Consider the following 17,306-nt stretch of genomic DNA (forward strand, 5'->3'; position numbering starts at 1 on the left):
TGATGCGGGCGCTTCGAAATTTCAATGCCCCGGTATCTCACTTTGTCTTTATTGCGGCAAGGGCCTCCGCCATGGCAGCGTCGCTAACCGTTACAAAAGCGGCATTTTCCGTATAGATCAGCGCACAGACAAATTCCTTGCCCGGATAAAGCGGCGCGAGAATTTCGCGATAGATCGCAAGCTGCGCGGTGTGGGAGAAAGGTATCTCGCGTGCCGTGCGCGGCGGAACCCGGTTCGTCTTGTAGTCGACCAGAATAACGCGATCACCATCCACCGCCAGCCGGTCGACGCGACCGGAGACGGCATAGTGCTGCCCGCCGATGGTCATCGTGCCCATGATCGACACTTCCGCACGGCTGTTGGCGGAAAAGGCCGGCTGCACTGCCGGTTCGGACAGCACCCGCAAAACTGCCCGTATCAAATGGTCCCGTTCGGCTGCGGGCCAGAAACGTGCTGCGCGCTCGGCATAACGCCAGGCTGCTGCTTCCCGCTCACTTTCCGCAAAATCCGGCAAGGCCTGCAGCATGCGATGCACTAGCCTGCCCCGCTGCAGGGCAAGGCTGGAAGCATCGGTCTTTTCCCCGAACAGTGGAGAACGCACAGCCAGATCGTCCGCACCGTCATCAATGATCGTCCCGGCGCCCGAAGGGCTGAGTGGTCTTGGCAGCGAAGGCAAGGCAGGCAGGGGTTCAAGAAGGCCGGGCGGAAGCGCGTGGTCTTCTTCCTGCTGGGGTTCTGCCGTCTTGTGCGGGGCAGGTGCCGGGCGTGCTTCAGACTTGCGCCAGACAACACCCTGCCATTCCTCGCCGTCGGCACTGAATAGCTGCGGCTGGCAATGATCCTGATTATCCGCAAGTGCCGCCCTGACGATGGCATGCCAGCATTCGGGATTTTCCTTCTGACCACGATAACCGCAGACAACCAGATGATCGGCGGCGCGCGTCATCGCCACATAAAGCAGCCGTCGATATTCATCTTCCGCAGCCGTCTTCAGGCGTTCCTCGTCCGAGCGAATGAGGTGATTGGTAAAACCGCTGCCGGGCAACCAGACCGGAAAGGCATCGCCATCGGCTTCCACGAAGCGCAGTTTGGGCACATGGCTATGGTTGAAGGCCTTCGAGCCGCCGTCGACGACAAAAACCACCGGCGCTTCCAGGCCTTTGGAGGCGTGCACGGTCATGATGCGCACTTCGCCGCGATCCTTGTCCTGCTCGCGCTTCACTTCAGGTGAATCGGTCTCCAGGACGGAGAGAAAGGCCTGAAGGCCGGGCAGGCCGGTTCTTTCGTAATCCAGCGCAAAGGACAGGAACTCGTCGAGAACGTCGCTCGCTTCGTTGCCAAGCCGCCCAAGGAATTTTTTGCGTCCGTCATGCAGGGTCAGAACCGCCGCGAAAAAATCATGCACCGTGGTGGTTTTCGACAGTGAAACGAAATGCCGAAGTTTGTCGGTGACGATGGATAGACGGCTGGTTTCTTGGCCTGAAAGGACTTGCAGTCTCTGCCACACGCTCTCCGTCTCGGATCGCGTGGCGGCGATCTGGAAGACATCGTCTTCCGTCAGGTTGAAGAGCGGGCTTTTCAGCAGCGCCGCCAGCGAAAGATCATCTTCCGGCAGCACCACGAACCGGCCGAGCGCCAGAAGGTCCTGTACGGCAATGTGATCGGTCAGGCGAAGGCGGTCGGCACCGGCGACGGGGATGTTCTTGCGTCGTTTCAACTCGCGGGTCAGCGCGTTGACGAAGGCGGCGCGTTTTCTGACAAGCACGAGAATATCGCCGGCCTCGATAGCGCGCTCCACGCCTTTTTCGATGATGGTTTCGTTTCCGATCATGTCGGCAATGCGCGCGGCGATACGGCGGGCGACGATGGTGGCCGGCGCGCTTTCCCGCAGCGCATCGAAGGGGGCCGTCCAGTCTTCTTCATCTTCGGTGGTTTCCGGCGCCACCATATCCCACACTTCCACCGTGCCGGGATGGCCGGCCCGGTTGGAGCGGTGTTCGACGGGCTCATTGTCAGCGCTGAGGCCGCTCGCGTTTTTCGAATCTGAAAAGACCTGGTCGACGGCAGCCAACACATCCTCGGTGGAACGGAAGGAGAGTGGCAGGCGGATACGATGAAAGGCCTGCTCCACCTGATCGACACGCTTTTTGGTCTCGTCGCGTTCCTGCGAGAACCGTTCCGGCCGGGCGCCCTGAAAGGAATAGATCGACTGTTTTTCGTCACCCACAGCAAACAGCGTTCGGCGTCCCATGCGGGCGCTCTCACCCGTGAAAAAATCCGCCGCCAGCGACTGGATGATCGACCATTGCACCGGGCTGGTATCCTGCGCCTCGTCGACCAGAATATGATCGATGCCCTGATCCAGCTTGTAATGCACCCACGCGCCCGCAGTATCGCGGTTAAGGAGATTGGCGGCGCGCTCGATCAGGTCTTCGAAATCGAGTTGGCTTCGCTGTTTCTTCAGGTCTTCGAAATCGCCGATCAGCCTTTCGGCCAGAATAAGGGCGCTTTTTGTTGCCGCCAGCATTCGCACCAGGCGATAACGATTGCGGCAGGCCACGACATGGTCCCGCGCCAGCGTCAGTGCGTCAACGAGATCAGGCGCGGATTTCTGCATGCCCTTGTTGATGACGTAGGCATCCGATTTCTTTTCGCCCTTGGCCGTCAGAAGCGCTGCTTCGATGAATTCCATCCGCCGCACGGGGTCCGACTGCCGTTTTGCCTCCCTGAGCGCATAGGCGACATCAATGACGCGTGATCCTCCCACCTCGTCGGCAAGGGTGAGGTACGTCTCGAGCGCGAGGCCCGAGAGGCCGGACAGAGGCCAGAAGGCGGCCGCCGCGGTTTCTTCGGTTTCCCCATCTGCGATCTGCATCGCCTGCCGCAACCGCGCATCGATGCCGCCCGACTGTTTGGCATCGAGCAGAAAGCCACGAAGGGCGCTGCGATTGGCGATTATGGCGGAAAGCAGCGATTCCAGCCCGCTTTCGTCAGCCAGATCGAGCACATAAGCGAGCGATTGCGCCAGCTCCTCGTCCCGCTCCGTCGAAACCGCCGTCAGAAGCGAACGGCGTGCTTCGGCGAGCAGCGTGGTTGCGGCGCGGTCGTCAAGAACTGAGAAATGGCCGGCGACATTGGCCTCCAACGGGAACTGGTGCAGCAACGCCTCGCAGAATGCGTGGATCGTCTGGATTTTCAGCCCGCCCGGTGTTTCCAGCGCCTTGGCGAACAGCCTGCGCGCTTCGGCAAGCTTGATGCGGTCCGGTACCTTGCCTTCGATGGCGGCGATGCGGTCTTTAAGGTCGGAATCCGGCAAAGTAGCCCATTCCGCCAGACGGTCGAAGACGCGGCTCGACATTTCCGACGCCGCCGCTTTGGTATAGGTGAGGCACAAAATCGCCGAGGGCCGGCAGCCGGCAAGAAGCAGGCGGATGACGCGCTGGGTCAGCACGTGGGTCTTGCCGGAACCGGCATTGGCAGAAACCCATGCGGAACTGGCGGGGTCGGAGGCAAGCCGCTGACGGGCGCTGGTCCAGTCGATCCAGCTTTCAGGCGTATCGGCGACAGGGCCGGCATCGAAGGGATCAATCGTCATCGCCGTCTCCCGGTTCTGCCGTCGACCATTCCGAAACGCGGGCGAGGTGGTCATATTCCCCACCATAGGATTGCTGCTCTTCCGGCACGAGGCGGGATGCGAAGCCGTTTTCGCCGTCACGCAGGGAATGAACGAATTTGGTGAGCTGTTCGATCGATTCCGTCGCGAGTTCAATCGCTGATTTTGGCGGTCTTTTGCCGCTCCGGCTGGAATGTTCGTTATTGACCTGATCGGCAAAAAAACGCTCGCCGGGCCGCAGGCGAACGTAGATCAGGTTTTCCGGTGTGGGCGAACCGGCTTCGCGGAAGGCGCCACGCATCAGCGCCGCCGCCTCCAGCGCAAGCTGCGGATCGAGCAGCGCGCGCGCCTGATTGACGGAAGGCGCAAGTCCCGTCTTGTAGTCGATAATATCCGCCTGACCGTTTGTCTTGATGTCGATGCGGTCGGCGATCCCAGTCAGCCTTATGCCCGCTTCGGCAATTTCCTGCCCGGCGCGAGCCTCGTAGAAGCTGTTGCGAATGGATGGATGACGTTCTTTTTCCCAGTCGATGAAGGCGCGTGCTACCGCTGCAAAACGCGGCCGCCAGATGACATCCACATGGGGAGGCAGGTTTTCCGCATCGAAACATTCGTCCAGAATGCGCTGCATGGCCGAAAGCGAGGCCGGTGTACCGGGAATATGTCCCTCACGGGAATAGCGCTCGATAATCGCGTGATAGAGCGTGCCGCGATCGGCGGCGTTCGGATCGCGATTGAAGGGGTCGAGCGGGTCCAGCTTCAGGATGCGTCGCGCATAGATCGAATAGGGGTCGCGGCGCAGGCGGCCCACTTCGCTGAAGGAATAGCGCGTCGGCTGCAATTCGGCCGGTGGCTTCGGGGCAGGGCGCTTTGCCGCTTCCTGATCGATGCTTTCATCCATCAATCCCGCCCAATGGCGATAGGCCTCGCCGCGCTTCCTGAGTTTGCCGGCAAAATCCTCGCCGCCCAGCGCCAGAAGACGCTGCAGCCAACGCGAGGCGACGGCGGGCGTCGAACCCTGCCTGAGCGCGCGGGTGTAAAAAATCTGCCTTGTGCCATTTGCCATCTCGAAATCATGCGCCAGCTGGCCGATGCGCCGTTCCGGCGGTTCGAGGCCAATGGCGGTCTTCATGGTGCGGGACAGGAACGGATTATTCGCCGTCTGGCCGGGCCAAAGCCCTTCATTAAGGCCTCCGATAACGACGGTATCGACACTTTGCAGCCGTGCCTCAAGCGCGCCGAAGATGAAGATGCGCGGATGGCGCATCGATCTTGGCTTGATCGATTCACCGGCTACTAGTGCCGCAAAGATATCGATCCACTGCGGTCCGTCCGCATCGAGGATATCACCGCTTTCCATCAATTCGCCGAACAGATCGGTAAGCTTGTCTCCCGCTTCACCGGACCACAGCGCGGCAAGATCGCTGTTTTCATCCGCGCAGATGGCTTCAATCACGCGACCCGTCCGTTCCGCCCAGATGGACAATGGCAATTTATCGGTGAAGGCACGGCCGGATCGATCTCTGCGGACAAAGGCGGAGCTGAGCGGCTCCGTCGCAACGGCAATCCGCCTTGCCAGATCGCGCGCGGCCTCAGCACTTGCCTCCGGCAGCGCCAGCCGCCAGGCCGGCGGGTGTCGGTCATCGCGCTGCGCCACAAGCTGCGCCTCCAGAACCGTTTCCAGATCGCCGATTTCGGTCTCCACACGGCCGCCGCGCAGCGCGATCAGCTCCAGCGCTTTGGAGGCTTTCGCGAAAGCTTCATCGGAAAGGCCGAAACGGCTGAGCGGATGTTTCAGAAGGGAAATAATGGGCACCGGGTCGCCGGGCCTGAGGATCGCTTCCAGCGCCAGTTGCGTCAACCCCGCTTGTGGGGTGGCGGAGAGCGGCGTGCCGGCCGAGTCATCGGCTTCGATGCCGAAACGCTGCAACTCCGTCGCCACGCGTCGCGCCAGTCCGCGATCTGGTGTTATCAGTGCCGCCTGCGACGGACGTCCAGCATCGGGCGCTTCAAGCGCCAGCCGCAAAGCCACCGCGATGGCCGTTGCCTCCTCGCGCTCATTGGCGGCTTCTATCAGCGTGGCCGTCGCGAAGGCGTCGTCGAAAAAGCCGGGTTCCCTGTCCCCGCGCCAGCGATTCCAGTCGCTGGTGGATTTGGCCGGCGCGAGTGCGGTCGAAAACACGGCTGCGCGCTTTTCCAGATCGCCATCGATGGCGCCGATCTGGACGACGTCGTCGCGCAGGATGCCGAGCTTCTGCAACAGCATATAAAGCCCATATTGCGAGTGGGTGCGGCTCGAAGGATCGGTAGGGTCTTCGGCGATTGCCTCCCATTGCTCCTCCGGCATGGCAAGGTCTAGCCCCGGAAGTACGACGGCACCTTGGGGCAGGGCCGCAACGGCGACGATGAGATCGGCTGCGGCAGGAATGGAACCCGTCGACCCGGCGACGATGATCGGTCCCGTATCCGGCAAATTGGCAAGCCGGTTCGCTTCCGCCCGCAGGATGGCGTTGCGATGCCGGCCGGCGGATGAGCGGTTGAGCTCGGCAAGCCGCGCCGGCCAGAAGACACTGGCGATCCGCAGAAAATCTGCGGTCAGTTGCCACCATTGCGCATGATCGCCAGTATCGAGATGCTGAAGCGCTTCCCAGTCCTTTTCTTCCGTATCCATTGCATCGATCACCTCGCCAAGCGCACGCGCCAGCCAAATGGCGTCTGCGGGGCTGGCGGGGGCGACAAGTGGCGAATCCGAGTGAATTGCCCGGATGGCGTCCGGCAGGCTGTTGCGCCAGGCGAGAATGAGACGCGCCAGTTCGATCAGCCGGCCGGTGCCGGAAATCGGCGGCGCCAGATCCATGATTTCAGGATTTTCGATCTCGAAAAAGCCGCTGTCGTCATCCGTTTCGCCGAGCGGCCGGATCAGCGGCAGAATGGCGGACCGGCCGCCCAGAAGATCGACGAATTCGGAGCGCAGCACACGGGCGGAGCGCCGCGTCGGCACATAGATCGTCACCCTGGCAAGCGACAGCGGATCGGCCGGGTCGTATTTATAGCCGGCTGCCAGTGTCCCGTCACACAGCGTTTCCGCGAGCGTCTTGAGGAACGGTGTTCCTGCAGCGATCGTCAGAACGCGCTTTTCGTGGTGGGAGAGCGTCATGCAGAGCGTTTTTCCTTGAATTGCCGGATGATGCTTTCGGCATCTTCTATCGCCTCGGGCGTACCGACGGTGATCCAGTGGCCATCCAGAGAAAGCCCGAAAAGCCGGTCTTTTTCGATAGCGCGGTCGAAATAGATGTTGAGGTTGAAGGCATCCGCCGGCGCATCGTCCAGCAGTCGCGAATCCATGGCGATGGCTCCGGCATAAACCACGGGGTTCGGATCGCCATCGCGATACCGCGCGAGTTCCCCGCCGGCGGATAGGTTGAAATCCCGCTTGCCATTGTGCCCGGTGGTGCGGTCCATGTCGACGCAGAGCAACGCCATGTCCATTCGCGTCTGGTCGAAGAATTGCGCAAGCTTTTGCAGGTTGCTGACCGCATTCAGCTGCTCGCCAATCCAGAAGAGATCGGCGTTCATGACGAAGACCGGACCGGGTTCCAGAAGCTTCAGACCCTTGGTGAGACCGCCGCCGGAATTCATTAGCTGCGACCGCTCGTCGGAAATAAGGATTTCGGCGTCGGTGCGCTGCTTAAGATGGGCGATCATCTGTTCTGCGTGGTGGTGCACATTGACGACGATGGTTTCGGCGCCGGCTTCGACAAGGACGTCGAGCGCGTAATCGATCATCGGCTTGCCGGCGATTTTCACGAGCGGCTTCGGGATCGTATCCGTGATCGGGCGCATCCGCGTGCCAAGCCCGGCGGCCAGCACCATCGCATTTTTTATCGTCATCGTGGTCAACCGTCTCTCAGTCGTCGAATTCCATGCCCATGCGCAAGCACCAGTCCCTGAGCGGCGCGAGTTCCGGATGCGAAAGCGCTGCACTGAGATAGCGGAACGTCCTCGGCATATGTTTCATATAACCGGGTTTTGCATCCCGTTCCAACAGCCGCACCCAGATACCGGCAAGCTTGCAGTTGCGCTGCGCCGACATGATGGCGAAAGCCTTGAGAAAAGCGGCCTCATCGAAAGACGGTGTATTTCTTCTGCTCTCGAGATAATGCGAAAGCAGGCGCGCTTGCAGTTCGGGGGAGATGGTGACACGGGCGTCCTGCACGATGGAAGCGACATCATAGGCGGTTGGGCCGATCATCCCGTCCTGAAAATCGATGATGCCGACCTGGCGGATGCCGGTGTTCTGCGGTTGCCATATGAGGTTGGGCGAATGGAAATCGCGCAGCAGAAGCCCCGTTTCGCAGTCGGCGAGTTGATCAATCAGGCCGTCCCATAAGGCGTAATAGTCGCTTTTTTCGCCATCGGTAAGCGGTTTGCCGCGTTTGTAGGGCAGATACCATTCAGCCAGCAGCGAAACCTCGATCTTCATTGCGTGCGGATCAAAGGAGGGAACCTCATAGAAGCTCCCGTCACCCACCGGCAGCAGGTTGGGCCGCGTAGTCTGGTGAAGGGCGGCGAGACACGCGACACTTTGAAGATAGCGGTTCTCTATCGGCGTCCCGTCCGCCGCCAGAACCCCTTCCTGGCCAAGGTTTTCGAGCAGCAGAATGCCCTGATCGATATCCACCGCCAAAATCTCCGGCGCGCAAAAGCCGCTATTTCTCAGATAATGGCCAATCGCCACGAAGGAGCGCGCATCTTGTGCGAGATGAGCGATTTCCGCATAGGTCTTGCCATCTGCGATGACCGCTCCTGGCATGGGTCGTCGCCAATCCATAAGGATAAGGTTCGGGCCTTCGGTGGAAACGGTTTCATAGGCGCGTGTGGAGGCGTCGCCGCTCAAAAAACGCCGCGCCGCTTCGCCCCTGCCATTTTTCAAGAGAAACGTGCGGATGGCAAAAACCCGCTCAAGCCGTGTCTTTAATTTTGCCGGAGCTTCGATAGAGGCGAGCCGCCCGTCACCGGAATGTGTCAGCGTCAGGGTTATGGTCTGCTGCGGCGGCAGAACATCGGCAGCGATATTCGGCCACTCGATCAGGCAGACGCCGTCCTCCAGCATTTCATCGATGCCGAGTTCGTCCAATTCGGAAACATCCGAAAGCCGGTAGAGATCGAGATGGGCGACCGGAATGCGGGCGTCATAAGTCTGGATGATCGTGAAGGTGGGGCTCGGCACTTCGAGATCGGGTTCATTCGCCATCGCGCGGATGAAGGCTCGGGCGAGCGTCGATTTGCCGGCGCCGAGATCACCGATCAATGCGAGGCAATCGCCGGGTTTCAAAGCCAGCGCGAGGTCTTCACCCAGCCTGATGGTGTCCTTTTCTCCCTCAAGAGGAATGGTGATCGGCAGGAGGTCTTCGTTCATTCTGCGGCGATGGAGTGCGGCCGTGTGCCGGAAGGAATGCGGCAGGTGACGATGGTGCCGTTGCCGGGTCGGCTGTCGATGCTGACCGTGCCATGGTGCAGGCTGACGAAGCTTTCAACGATGGAAAGGCCAAGCCCTGCACCGGTCCGCCGCCCGCCATTGCCACGCGTCGCAAAGCGGTCGAACACCGTCTTCAGCATGTCTTCGGGAATGCCCGGTCCCTTATCCGCAACGGAGAAGACGAAATCGCCCTCACTGCGTTGGCAGGAGATCTGTACGGAGGAACCTTCGGGTGCGAAATTGATCGCATTGGTCAGGAGCTTGATGAGAATCTGTTTCAGCCGCTGGTGGTCGGCAACGAGACTGCCGAGATGGGTAGGAGCAACGATCTCGAGCGAAATACCGCTCTCCTGAAGCCGATCGGCGATCTGCACCGAGACGTCGTCGAGCAACTCGTTCAGATCGTTTTCCGAATAATTGAGCTGCATGATGCCGGCATCGACGGTGGCGAGATCGAGAATATCGTTGACGATGGTCAGAAGCACCGAGGATGAGGTGGAAATATGGTCGAGATATTCCGCCTGCCGGTCCGTCAATTGGCCGATGCCGGGCGTTTTCAGAAGATCGGTGAAGCCGATAATATTGGTCAGCGGCGAGCGCAGTTCGTAGGAAACGTGCTGCACGAAATCGTTCTTCAGCTCGTCCGCCTTCAGAAGCGCGTCGTTCTTTTCTTTCAGCGCCCGCTCGGCCCGCACGCTGTCGGTCATGTTGACGAAGGTCAGCATGGTCTGAGCGTCGGGTAGCGGAATGATCGCATAATCAAGCACGAGACCGGAAAGCAGCTCCAGCGTGCCCTGCCGCGACGGTCGTTCGTCATCGAAGCTGGTGATGAACTGGCTGAAGGCGCGCCAGCCGTCCGGCCCTTCGTAGGATGGAGCGCAGGCGGTCTCGATGGCGCGAATATGCGTGCCCGTTTCCGCCTGTTCGGCAGTCACACCCCAGAGCGCCCGGAATGCCGGGTTGGAGAGGCGAATGCGCCCGTCTGCGCCAAACACGGCGACACCTTCGGCCAGATGGTCGATAGTCTCGCCCTGCACCTTCACCAGGGTGTTGTAGCGCATCTGCAGGTCGACTTGCTCGGTCAGATTTTCGAAAACCCAGGTCGCACCACCCTGTGGATGGGCGGTGGCGATGACCCGCAGGGTCTGGCCGTTGGGCAGGTGCCACAGATCGGTCTTTGTGTCGAGCGAGCGGTAGACGGAGAGCGCGGTCTCCTTCCAGTTCTTCCAGTTCAGCTGCTCCGGCAATTTGCCGGCGGTGCGCAGCCTGTCGAGAAGCTCGGAATTGTCAGGGCCGGATTCGAGGAAAACGAGGTCGAGACCCCAGAGAGTCGCAAAAGCCTGATTGTAGAATTGCAGCCGCTGCCGGCCGTCGAAAATGGCGACGGGCGTCGCCAGATGATCGAGCGTTTCGGCGTGGCTCTTCAGAACCCGCTTGAGTTCCTCGCCGATGGTCTCGGCCTCGGTGGCGTCGATGGCGATTCCGGCGGAGCCGCCCGCCGTCTTGATATCGACGACATCGAAGAAGGTGCGGTTTCCGGAAACCACCGTGGAAATACGGTCATGATAGGGCGATTCCGGCGTCGCGGCCGCGCGTATCTTCTGCCGGGTGACCGTGTTCAACAATTCGCGTTTCTCGTGAACGGCCTGTTCGGTGTCATGGGCATCCACCGCCTGGGCATAGGCGTGGTTGACCCAGATGAGGTCACCTTCGCCATTGCGCCGCCAGACGGGCTGCTCGATGGAATCGAGAAGTTCCTGAAAGGTCGATACGGAAGCGATCAGGCGCTCGCGCTCCACCTGCAATTCGGCAAGTTCGGCGCGCAGATTGTTGAGGGCTATGAAACGCGCAAAGGCGTTTCCGCCGGAAACCCGGCCCTGAACTTCAATGACTTCGCCGCGCTGCGTCTCGATGGTCAGGTCGAAACTCTGTGCGTGGCTGCGGAGTTTTTCGATGGATTTTTCAAGCTGGCTTGCGGATGCCGGTTTCAACCAGCGGCCAAAGGCCAGAAAATCCTGATCCGCCTGCGGCACGCCCGTCTCGGCCGGCAGCTGTCCCAGAAATTCGGGTCGCTTGTCCGCGCCATCCCAGATGACGATGCGGCGGCTCTTATCGGAAATCAGCGCCTCGTATTTTGCGATCTTGTGGTGGGACTGGGCAAGCGCCTGACGGTATTCACTGCTTTCTGCCTCGATATTGCCGCGCTGGCGCACCAGCCAGACAACGGAAAACAGCGTTGCTGAAAGCATGCCGACGAAAAGCGAATAGGTGATGGTTTCTCCGGATGAGAACAGCCGCGCGCCGGTCTTTGCCACAAGGCCATCCTGAGCCATCGCAATGGTGGTCGAGCCGGTGAGAACCGTACCCGAAAGCAGGATGTGCGCCCGCGAAAAGCCGGTCCGGATCGCACGGATTGCCAGCCGGTAACGCTCCAACACCTGCGCGCTCAATGCCACGCCCGCATGCGTGTTTTCAACGCGCTGAACTGTCTGCTTGCGCAGATCTGAATTGTGAACCGTCATCCCCGGTCTGTCTCCGTCCTATGTGCCGCATCTTCGACAAGACATCCCATTTCGTCCGCGCCGCCCTTTGGCGTGTCCGAATCAAGTCCGATGACAATACCGCCTTCATAAATCTGCGGGAAGGGAGCGCGCAAAAAAGATGCCGCACGCTTTGTCAAGCGCACGGCATCTAGATATTGTGTAATTTCAGTGGATATTAACTATGATATTAATATCTGTAGTGTTCCGCCTTGAACGGACCTTCCTTCGAGATGCCGATATAATCTGCCTGAAGGTCGGAAAGTTCGGTCAGACGCACGCCAAGCTTCTCGAGATGGAGGCGCGCAACCTTCTCATCGAGGTGCTTCGGCAGAACGTAAACTTCGTTCTTGTATTCGCCCTGCTTGGTGAAGAGCTCGATCTGGCCCAGCACCTGGTTGGTGAAGGAGGCCGACATGACGAAGGACGGGTGACCAGTGGCGTTGCCGAGGTTCAGCAGGCGGCCTTCGGACAGAAGAATGATGCGGTTGCCCTTCGGGAACTCAATCATGTCGACCTGCGGCTTGATGTTCGTCCACTTCAGGTTACGCAGCGACGCGACCTGAATTTCGTTGTCGAAGTGGCCGATATTGCCGACGATCGCCATGTCCTTCATCTCGCGCATATGCTCGATGCGGATCACGTCCTTGTTGCCTGTCGTGGTGATGAAGATGTCAGCGGAAGAGACGACGTCTTCCAGGCGAACGACCTCGAAACCATCCATGGCGGCCTGAAGCGCGCAGATAGGGTCGATTTCGGTGACCTTCACGCGGGCGCCAGCGCCCTGCAACGAGGCGGCGGAACCCTTGCCCACATCGCCATAACCGCAGACCACGGCAACCTTGCCGGCCATCATCACATCGGTCGCGCGGCGAATGCCGTCGACGAGAGATTCCTTGCAGCCATACTTGTTGTCGAACTTCGACTTGGTGACGCTGTCATTGACGTTGATCGCCGGGAAAGGCAGCAGGCCCTTCTTGCTGAGATCGTAGAGACGGTGAACGCCGGTAGTCGTTTCTTCGGTGACACCCTTCAGCGCGTCGCGCTGCTTGGTGAACCAGCCGGGGGAAGCCTTGAGGCGCTTGTTGATCTGCGCGAAGAGGATTTCCTCTTCTTCCGAACCGGGATTGGACAGAACGTCCTCACCGGCTTCGGCGCGTGCGCCGAGCAGGATGTACATGGTGGCGTCGCCGCCATCGTCAAGGATCATGTTGGAGAGACCGCCGTCGGTCCACTGGAAGATCCTGTCGGTATATTCCCAATATTCCGTCAGGCTTTCACCCTTGACGGCGAAGACCGGAATGCCGGCCGCAGCAATGGCGGCCGCGGCATGGTCCTGCGTCGAGAAGATGTTGCAGGAGGCCCAGCGAATCTCCGCGCCCAGTTCCTTCAGCGTTTCGATGAGAACGCCGGTCTGGATCGTCATGTGAAGAGAACCGGTGATACGTGCGCCCTTCAGGGGCTTGCTTTCACCGAATTCCTTGCGGCAGGACATCAGGCCCGGCATTTCGGTTTCGGCAATGTCCAGTTCCTTGCGGCCGAATGCGGCAAGGTTGATATCGGCGACGATGTAGTCCTTCTCAAGGCTCATGAAGTTCTCCAGATCAGAAACGCCGCGCCTTCCGGCCCGGCTTTTAAACGTAGCAGCGGTTTAGCAGGCCACGGACGATCTGGCAATGATGATATAAAGAAGTCTTTATGTCTTTATATGGTGTCTGGTCAGGCTTCTTCGCCGAAGCGGTCGGCGACCAGTGCCTCCAGCGCCTCCAGCGCTTCTTTCGCCTGATTGCCGCTTGCCTCGACATAAACGCTGCATCCGGGGCTGGCCGCCAGCATCATCAGACCCATGATGGAGGTGCCGCCAACGGTCATGCCATCCTTGGAAACCGTGATCGTCGCGTCGAACCCCTCGACCATCTGCACAAATTTCGCCGAGGCCCGGGCGTGGAGACCGCGTTTATTGATGATCGGTAGTTCCCGGGAGAATGGCGACATGGGCTGACTTCTCACTTGCCGCTCAAAACGCGGCTGGCGACGTTGATATATTTGCGGCCGGCATCGGATGCATCCTGAAGGGCCTTGTCCATATTATCTTCGCTGCGAACGCCGGCAAGCTTGATCAGCATGGGAAGATTGACCCCTGCGATGACTTCGACATTGCCGTTATTCATGACGGAAATTGCAAGATTGGAGGGTGTGCCGCCGAACATGTCTGTCAGGATGATGACGCCATTGCCGTCATTGACGCGTGCAACGGCATCGATGATATCCTGCCGGCGCTGATCCATGTCGTCTTCGGGACCGATACAGACCGTCTCGATCAATTTCTGGGGACCGACGACATGCTCCAACGCATGGCGAAACTCCTCAGCCAGCTTGCCATGGGTGACAAGCACTAGTCCGATCATGAAATGCTCCCTTGCACACGCACTCTCATTGCCGACTATCGCAACGCGGCAATCCTGTCCATCGGTGGGATTTCATCTTGATGAGGAAAATGCGAATCGCAAGCCTAAAATCGCCCGAATCATCGTCACTTCACATTCGTTTTAAAAAGATTCTGAGCAAGTGCAGCAAATTTTCCATAGGGCGTCAGACTGGAAAGCGGAATGCGCAGAAGCCTGATATGCCCGCCGCAGGGCAGGGAAAACCTCTCGTCATCTTCGGGAAGTCTTGAATTTGTCCCTGAAAGAACTGTCGTGACGGCGAAATCTAGTGGAGCGCGCGCAACGCTTCTGACGGAAACGATGCCGCTGCCGCGCAATTCCAGCAGGCCGGCGATGGCTTCCGGCCGCTCGGCAATGATGTTTTCACCCTCGCGATACACGAAAATCTGATCGTCCGCGATCAACGCGGCCGGCAATCCGCAGCGTTCGGCCTCCGTTAGAAAGCTGAAGGCAAGTTCGCTTTTGCCGCTGCCCGACGGTCCGACGAAAAGAATGCCGGTGTTTTGAACGGTGATGGCGGTGGCGTGCAGGTTGAAGCGTTCAGCGGTCATGGGTTTCGGCTGCCGGCAGCGACAGGGTGAAGCGCGCGCCGGAGATCACGCCATATTTGTCGACGACATTCTCCGCCCGCAGACTGCCGCCATGGGCTTCCGCGATCTGGCGGCTGATGGAAAGGCCAAGGCCGGAATTCTGTCCGAACCCTTCGCTCGCCGGCCGGTCTGTGTAGAAGCGCTCGAAAATCCGGTCGATGTCTTCTGCCTGAATGCCGGGTCCGTTATCCTCCACCTGCACGATGCAACGATCCTTGTGACGGGAGAGGCGCACGGTGATGCGGCCACTTTCCTCGGCAACGAAGGAGCGCGCATTCTCGATGAGGTTGGTGACGATCTGACCGATACGCAGATCGTGACCATTCACCACGAAGGAGGTCTTTGCGCCCGCTTTCCGGTCGATGACATAGTCGATCGTCACGCTTTTCTTCTTGGTGCTTATCTGGCGGGATATATCCACCAGACCCTTCATCAGCATATCAAGATCGAGCGGCGAGGCGTCGGCGCGCGCCAGTTCTGCATCGAGCCGTGACGCATCCGAAATGTCGCTGATGAGGCGGTCGAGACGGCGCACATCGTGGAAGATGATTTCGGTCAGGCGCTGTTTGGACTCTTCGGTCTTGGCGCGCGGCAGGGTTTCCACGGCGCTGCGCAGCGAGGTCAGCGGGTTTTTGAGCTCATGGCTGACATCGGCGGCGAAGCTCTCGATGGCGTCGATACGGTCGTACAGCGCCGTCGTCATTTCACGCAACGCAATCGAAAGATTGCCGATCTCATCCTGACGCGCCGAGAAATCCGGTATTTCCTCGCGGGTTCTCGCCCCGCGGCGCACGCGGATTGCAGCCGCCGAAAGCCGCCGAAGCGGCGTGGCGATGGTGGAGGAGAGGAGCAGCGACAGGACGATATTGACCAGCGTCGCGATGCCGAAGACGCGCATGATGGCAAGGCGCTCCGCATGTACGATCTTGTCGATATCGCCCGCTTGCGTCGAAAGCAGCAGAACGCCGAGTACCGCCCGGAAGCGTTGCACCGGCACGGCGACCGAAACGATCAGCTCGCCCTTTTCCGTGACACGCACGACCGCGCCGCGCACGCCGGTCAACGCATTCATCACTTCGGGATAGATCGAACCGTCGCCGCCGGGCGCTTCCTTGTATTGCGGCAGGCTGCTCGGCTGCAGCATGCGGTTGAACATGCTGGTGAACCAGTCGCCCCAGCTCTGCGTCTCCGGCGTTACCGGTGGCAGGTCGAAACGCAGCACCTGACCGCGCGAATAAAGATGACGGGAATCGAGCAGGAGGTTGGCGTCGGCATCGAACAGCCGCGCACGGGTGCGCGTCGGCGAAATCAGCCGCCGCAGCACCGGCGCGACCCGCTCCGGATTGATCGGGAAACTCAAGTCCTCGTCATTGGGGGCAGGGGTGATGCTTTGCCCAGCCTGTAATTCGAGCAGCTTTTCCGGATTGATGGTGATCGAGTTGGTATCGACAGACGCGGAAGCGGAAACCGCGCCGGCAATGATTTCGCCCTGCGTCAACAGGCTTTCCACGCGCGCGTCGATCAGTCCTTCACGGAACTGGTTGAGATAAAGAATGCCACCGACCAGAACCACCGTCGCCGCGACGTTGAAGAAAAGGATGCGGCGCGTGAGGCTGGAAAACACCGCGTTGCCGAAAATGCGCCGGATGATCGTCAACGGATGGATACGATGGCGGCGTTCGCTGCCGCGTTCTTCGGCATCGTCACTGTCCGAGACGGTTTCCGGCGTTTTCTTCAACACGTATTCAAGTCCTTACCGCCCCATATCGGGCGGTCCCTTCTGCGCGAGTCGGCTCGTTCAAGCTGCTTCGCGGAAGCGATATCCTACGCCATAAAGCGTTTCAATCATATCGAAGTCGCCATCGACGAGTTTGAACTTCTTGCGAAGGCGCTTGATGTGGCTGTCGATGGTGCGGTCGTCCACATAGACCTGTTCGTCATAGGCGGCATCCATCAGCGCGTCGCGGCTTTTCACCACGCCCGGCCGCTGCGCCAGCGAATGCAGGATGAGGAATTCGGTGACCGTCAGCGTCACCGGCTCACCCTTCCAGGTGCAGGTGTGGCGTTCCTGGTCCATGGCGAGCTGCCCGCGCTCCAGCGTGCGCGCCTGCTGATCGGCGGTCGGCTTCAGAACGCTGCCGGTTGCGGCGGACGCTTCGCGGCTGCTGGCGCGGCGCAGGATGGCTTTTACGCGCTCCACCAGAAGACGCTGAGAGAAGGGCTTCGTGATGAAGTCGTCCGCGCCCATCTTCAGGCCGAACAATTCGTCGATCTCTTCATCCTTGGATGTGAGGAAGATAACCGGCAGATCCGATTTCTGGCGAAGACGCCGCAAAAGCTCCATGCCGTCCATGCGTGGCATCTTAATATCGAAAATGGCGAGCTGCGGCGGACGGGCGATCAACCCGTCAAGCGCGGAAGCGCCGTCCGTATACGTTTCGACCCGGTAGCCTTCGGCTTCGAGCGCGATCGATACCGAAGTCAGAATATTCCGGTCGTCGTCGACAAGCGCGATCGTCTGCATGTAGTTGGTCTCCATCGTCATTTTCTCGTAACTCCCGACATTCACCCAGCCAAGGTTGTGCGCCGCGAGCCACTCTCTTGAGTATAAAGGTGGAACAAATTGTGGCAAAGGAA

General features: G+C 59.9%; 11 protein-coding genes. All 11 read right to left on the reverse strand.

The window, feature by feature from the left end; translation table 11 throughout:
• Window positions 1–37: 37 nt before the first annotated feature.
• Window positions 38–3,595, reverse strand: coding sequence for a double-strand break repair helicase AddA (gene addA, locus AGR1_RS14640; protein WP_149147228.1), 3,558 nt, complete (start codon window positions 3,593–3,595; stop codon window positions 38–40).
• The gene (gene addB, locus AGR1_RS14645; protein WP_149147229.1) at window positions 3,585–6,770 is read right to left on the reverse strand and encodes a double-strand break repair protein AddB; all 3,186 of its coding nucleotides are present in this window, start codon (window positions 6,768–6,770) and stop codon (window positions 3,585–3,587) included. Before addB ends, addA begins: the two co-directional genes overlap by 11 nt.
• Window positions 6,767–7,504: a nucleotidyltransferase family protein gene (locus AGR1_RS14650; RefSeq protein WP_080792088.1), complete on the reverse strand. Its 738-nt coding sequence runs from the start codon at window positions 7,502–7,504 to the stop codon at window positions 6,767–6,769. The genes addB and AGR1_RS14650 overlap by 4 nt, the downstream gene beginning before the upstream one ends.
• A gap of 16 nt (window positions 7,505–7,520) precedes the next feature.
• A complete protein-coding gene (gene tsaE / locus AGR1_RS14655; RefSeq protein ID WP_149147230.1) occupies window positions 7,521–9,032 on the reverse strand; it encodes a tRNA (adenosine(37)-N6)-threonylcarbamoyltransferase complex ATPase subunit type 1 TsaE in 1,512 nt (503 codons plus the stop codon).
• The gene (locus AGR1_RS14660; RefSeq protein ID WP_149147231.1) at window positions 9,029–11,614 is read right to left on the reverse strand and encodes a PAS domain-containing sensor histidine kinase; all 2,586 of its coding nucleotides are present in this window, start codon (window positions 11,612–11,614) and stop codon (window positions 9,029–9,031) included. The genes tsaE and AGR1_RS14660 overlap by 4 nt, the downstream gene beginning before the upstream one ends.
• Before the next feature lie 208 nt (window positions 11,615–11,822).
• Window positions 11,823–13,223, reverse strand: coding sequence for an adenosylhomocysteinase (gene ahcY, locus AGR1_RS14670; RefSeq protein WP_080792079.1), 1,401 nt, complete (start codon window positions 13,221–13,223; stop codon window positions 11,823–11,825).
• 128 nt (window positions 13,224–13,351) lie between these two features.
• Window positions 13,352–13,627 carry an HPr family phosphocarrier protein gene (locus AGR1_RS14675; protein WP_003521181.1) on the reverse strand — a complete coding sequence of 92 codons (276 nt, stop codon included), beginning with the start codon at window positions 13,625–13,627 and terminating at the stop codon, window positions 13,352–13,354.
• Between the two features lie 11 nt (window positions 13,628–13,638).
• Window positions 13,639–14,040, reverse strand: a complete 402-nt coding sequence (locus AGR1_RS14680) for a PTS sugar transporter subunit IIA (protein WP_080792077.1) — start codon at window positions 14,038–14,040, stop codon at window positions 13,639–13,641.
• A gap of 125 nt (window positions 14,041–14,165) precedes the next feature.
• On the reverse strand, window positions 14,166–14,630 hold the full coding sequence (locus AGR1_RS14685; RefSeq protein ID WP_080792070.1) for a serine kinase: 465 nt from the start codon (window positions 14,628–14,630) through the stop codon (window positions 14,166–14,168).
• The gene (gene chvG, locus AGR1_RS14690; RefSeq protein WP_149147232.1) at window positions 14,620–16,410 is read right to left on the reverse strand and encodes a two-component system sensor histidine kinase ChvG; all 1,791 of its coding nucleotides are present in this window, start codon (window positions 16,408–16,410) and stop codon (window positions 14,620–14,622) included. Before chvG ends, AGR1_RS14685 begins: the two co-directional genes overlap by 11 nt.
• 57 nt (window positions 16,411–16,467) lie before the next feature.
• Window positions 16,468–17,193, reverse strand: coding sequence for a two-component system response regulator ChvI (gene chvI / locus AGR1_RS14695; protein ID WP_003505377.1), 726 nt, complete (start codon window positions 17,191–17,193; stop codon window positions 16,468–16,470).
• Window positions 17,194–17,306 lie beyond the last annotated feature (113 nt).

Source organism: Agrobacterium sp. B1(2019) (genome assembly GCF_008274755.1).
GTDB lineage: Bacteria > Pseudomonadota > Alphaproteobacteria > Rhizobiales > Rhizobiaceae > Agrobacterium > Agrobacterium salinitolerans.